2 protein-coding genes are annotated in these 4,704 nt (G+C 67.9%); both read right to left on the bottom strand.

The window, feature by feature from the left end; genetic code table 11:
- Positions 1–3,230 (bottom strand): beta-ketoacyl synthase N-terminal-like domain-containing protein (locus RMT89_RS39675; RefSeq protein ID WP_315888610.1); only part of this gene is annotated, 3,230 nt, incomplete at its 3' end.
- On the bottom strand, positions 3,230–4,704 hold a 1,475-nt coding region (locus tag RMT89_RS39670), incomplete at its 5' end, for a non-ribosomal peptide synthetase (RefSeq protein ID WP_315888609.1). The genes RMT89_RS39675 and RMT89_RS39670, both read right to left, overlap by 1 nt.

The raw sequence follows: 4,704 nt of genomic DNA, 5'->3' as shown, positions 1-4,704 counted from the left end.
CGTACCGGGCCGGGCTCGTCGACCACCTGAACCGGCTCGCCCCCGGCACCGATGACGAACCGCGTACGCAGCACCTCGTGCCGCGCCGTCAAACCCGAGAACGCTGTCCCCAATGCCTCGACGTCCAGACCACCCCGTACCCGCAGCATCCCCGGGATGGACAGATCCAGCCCGTCCAGCCCCAGTTGTTCGAGGAACCACAGGCGCTGCTGTGCGAACGACAGCGGCAGGCTGCCCTCTGCACGCGGCACCGGTACGAGCGCCGCCCCGTCGGATGCCGCGGCATCGTTGCGGTCGGCAGAGGCTGAGGTCAGCTTCGCATCGACGAGCTCAGCGAGTGCCGCGACCGTCGGTGCGTGGAACACCTCCCGGACTGAGACTCGAATGGACAGATCCTTGCGCAGCCGGGAGGTGAGCTGCGTCGCCAGCAGGGAGTCGCCGCCCAGCTTGAAGAAGTCGTGTTGCCTGGCGGGCTGGGAGATTCCGAGTACTTCCTCGAAGACGCGTGCCACGGCGGCTTCGGACGCCGTGCCCGGCGCCTCCAGCAGCACTTCGGGATCGACGTCCACTACGGCCACCCGCTCGATCGACACCGGCTCCTCAGCGGTGAGGTCCAGCCGGAACCTCGTGCGCTGGAACGGGTAGGTGGGCAGCGCGATGCGCCGCCTGTCCGCCCCGGAGTGGACTCCGTGCCAGTCGAGGTCGTGGCCGGCACTCCAGAGGGAGCCCGCCGAGCCGAGAATGTGCTCGAGATCGGAGACCGGAGCCGAGGGGTGAGGCAAACTCGAGACGACGAGGTGGTCCTTCCTGAGATCTGGATGCCTGCGGACCAGAGTGGTCATGCTGCGACCCGGCCCTACCTCGAGGATCGTTCTGTTGTCGGCATCGAGCAGCGTCGAGACGACGTCACCGAAACGGACGGTGTTGCGCATGTGGTCCACCCAGTACTGCGGGGTGGTCAGCCGATCCGGGTCCATGAGGCGGCCGTCACTGTCGGAGACGAACGGGACAACCGGTCGGCCGAACTCGACGGACGTCATGTAGTCGGCGAACCGCCCGGTGATCGAGTCCACCAGCGAGGAGTGACCGGCGCCCGGGATGTGCAGCCGACGAACGTCGACTCCGCCCTTCTCCAACCGTGCGGCCAGTTCCACGACAGCGGTCATCGGTCCGGACACCACACACTGATCTGGTCCGTTCACGGCTCCGAGCGAGACTCCATCCGTCAGGAGCCCGGACACCTCGGACTCCGGCAGGGACACTGCGAGCATCCCTCCGCTCGGAAGCGTCTCCAGCAACCGGCTTCGGCAGGTCACGACCGCCGCCGCGTCGGCCAGAGTGAAGACCCCGGCCACACATGCTGCCGCGTAGCTTCCGAGACTCTGACCGGCGACCACGCCCGGCGTGATCCCCCATGACTCCCACAGCCGATACAGAGCCATCTCGACGCTGAAGATCGCCGCGTGCGCGACGGGCAACTCCGCGAAGTCCGTCCCCGCCGACGGGGATGGATCGCCGAAGAGGACATCGGGCAGCGCGATATCGAGGTGGGGAGCGAATGCCGCCGCGCATGCGTCGAAGGATGCTCTGAAGGCCTCCTCATTGAGGTAGAGCTCCCGGGCCATGCCCAGCTTCTGACCTCCATGGCCGGGAAAGACCATGGCCACGGAACGGTCGGTGCCATTGACCGGCTCGACCAGGGCGGGGTCGGTGTCGGCTATCCGCGCCGCGAGATCGTGCGCGGTCGAGGCGACGAAGGCCTGCCGGTACGGGTGGCCCTGACGGCCCATCTGGGTGGTCCAGGCCACGTCCGCGAGGTCGGTGGCGGGATGCTTCTCGAGGTGCTCGGCGAGCCGAGTGCGCGCCTCGGAGAGGGCCGGACGGGACTTGGCCGAGATCACCACCAGCTGGGACGGCTTCTCCGCCGCCGTACGAGGGATCGGTGGCGCCTCTTCGAGAAGGACGTGGGCGTTGGTGCCCCCGACACCGAGGGCGTTGACCGCTGCCCGGCGAGGAGCGCCGTAGGACTCCCACTCGCGCAGTGCCGCGTTCACCCGGAAGGGAGAGTTCTCGAAGTCGATCTCCGGGTTGGGCGTCTCGAAGTTCAGGCTCGGCGGTATCAGCCGGTGGCGCAGTGCCAGGATCGTCTTGATCAGGCCTGCGACCCCGGCGGCGGCATCGGAATGGCCGATGTTGGTCTTCAGCGAACCGATCCAGATCGGACCCTGCGGCCGATCAGCCACCCGCCCCGGCCCGTATGCCGCGGTGAGCGCGGCGACCTCGATCGGATCACCCAATCGCGTGCCCGTGCCGTGGGTCTCGACATAGGACACGGTGTCAGGACTGACCTCCGCGATCTTCAGCGCGGTCCGCATGACCTCGGCCTGCCCCGACACGCTCGGCGCTGTGAATCCGATCTTGTCGTGGCCGTCGTTGTTCACGGCGGTGCCTATCAGCACGGCGTGAATCGTGTTCCCGTCCGCTACCGCGTCCTCCAGACGCTTCAGGACCACGATGCCCACGGCATCACCCCCCACCGAACCTCCGGCGGCAGCGTCGAACGCCCGGCAATGCCCATCGCCGGACATCGCCCCGTCCTCGGTGTACTCGGCTATGGGCGTCGGTATGTGAACACTGGCCCCGCCGGCCAGCGCCATGTCGCAGTCACCCGCCAGCAGCGCCTGCGCGGCCTGATGGACGGCCACCAGCGACGTGGAGCAGGCGGTCTGCACGGTGACGGCGGGACCCCGGAGGCCGAGCTGATAGGCGACGCGTGTGGTCAGAAAGGCGATGCCGGTGCCGAAGCCGAGCATCATCTCGCTCGGATTCCCCAGCCGGTCCCGCACGGCACGCAGCGACTCCAGGTGGCCCGTCTGGCTGCCGCCCGCGTAGACGCCGATGGGACCGGGGAAACGCGCCGGGTCCTCACCCGCGCATTCGAGAGCCTCGACCGCGCATTCCATGAACAGTCGATGCTGCGGATCGATGATCAGGGCTTCTCGTGGCGCGTAACCGAAGTAGTCCGAGTCGAAGCAGTCGGGATCGCTGAGCTCGGCGAACGCGGGACTGTGCGACACATCGTCGGAGACCTGTACGGGCTTGACCGACTCCACGCCCTGGACCAGGTTCTGCCAGAACCCGTCTAGGTCCTCCGCCTCCGGGAAGCGGCCCGCCATCCCGATGACGGCGATATGCGAAGGGTTCACCTCGAAGGTGTCGCCGTCGGTCATCAGCTGTCTCCCTTCGAAGAGCTACGGCGGCGCCGCTGGCTCAGCCTCGTCCTGCCGCTCTGCCGGGACCGCGCGAGCGCCGTGTCGTCCACCGGCGTTGTGTCGCGGTCGGAGAGATACCGGGTCAGGGCGCGTACCGAGGTGTGCTGGAACAACGCGACCATGGGAATCGACACGTCCAGTCGCGTGGCGAGGTGACCGCGCACCTGTGCCAGAAGCAGGGAGTGTCCGCCCAGGTCGAAGAAGTTGTCGTGAATGCCGACCTGGTCGACGCCCAGCACCTTGGCCCAGATGCCGGCGATGGCGGTCTCGATCTCGTCGCGCGGAGCCACGTACTGGGCGGCGAGATCGGGCCGGTCACTCTCGGGGGCGGGCAGGGCCCGGCGGTCCACCTTGCCGTTGGGCGTGAGCGGCAGGGCGTCCAGGAACACGAACGCGGCGGGCACCATGTAGTCGGGCAGGCTGTCGCCGCACCAGCGCCGCATCCCCGTGGTGTCCAGCGTGACGCCCTGGCGCGGTACCACGTAGGCAACGAGCCGCTTGTCCCCGGCGGACTCCTCACGCACGACCGCTACGGCCGACGCCACGTCCTGGTGCGCCACCAACCGTGTCTCGATCTCGCCAAGTTCGATGCGGATGCCCCGCATCTTGATCTGGGTGTCGATCCGGCCGAGGAACTCCAGGTCACCGCTGGGCAGCCACCGGGCCAGGTCGCCGGTGCGATACACCCGACGGGTCTTTGCACCGATCTCCACTTCGACGAACTTCTCGGCGGTCAGCTCCGGCCGGTTCAGGTAGCCCCGCCCCACGCTGGCCCCACCCACCAGCAGCTCCCCGGGCACACCGACCGGCACCAGCCGGTCGGCCTGACCCACCACGAACACCTCGGTGTTCGCGACAGGACGACCGATCGGCACGGAGCCCGACACGGCTTCCTTTCCGTCGTACGTGACGACGCACACGGTCGCCTCAGACGGGCCGTAACCGTTGATCAGCCGCGGGCACCGCTGCCATGCCTGCCAGGACTCCGGATTGGACGCTTCACCGCCGACGATCAGAACGTCCAACTGCTCCAGGAAGCTCGTGTCCGCTCGCTCGAGAACCGAAGGAGGAAGCGTGATCGTGTTGATGCCGTAGGTCCGGATGGTGTTCTCCAGCTCACCTCCGGGCATCAGCTGCGGGCGAGAGGCGAGTACCACCGTTCCGCCGACCCCGAACATCGAGAAGATCTCGAAGGCCGAAGCATCGAACGCGAGCGACGCGAACTGGAGAATCCGGCTGCCGGTGTGGAGTCGGTATTCCCTCCGCAGCGCACCAGCCATGTTCACCACCCCGGAGTGCTGGATCATGGCGCCCTTGGGGGTGCCGGTCGATCCGGAGGTGTAGATGACGTAGGCGAGGTTGTCCGGGGTGGTGTGGTGCTCCGGGTTGGTGTCGGGGTAGCGGGTGATCGGGGCGGTGTCGACGCATACCG

The sequence above is a fragment of the Streptomyces sp. P17 genome (assembly GCF_032436805.1).
Lineage (GTDB): Bacteria > Actinomycetota > Actinomycetes > Streptomycetales > Streptomycetaceae > Streptomyces.
The sequence above is the reverse complement of the archived record's forward strand: the minus strand, read 5'-3'. Positions and strand labels throughout refer to the sequence as shown.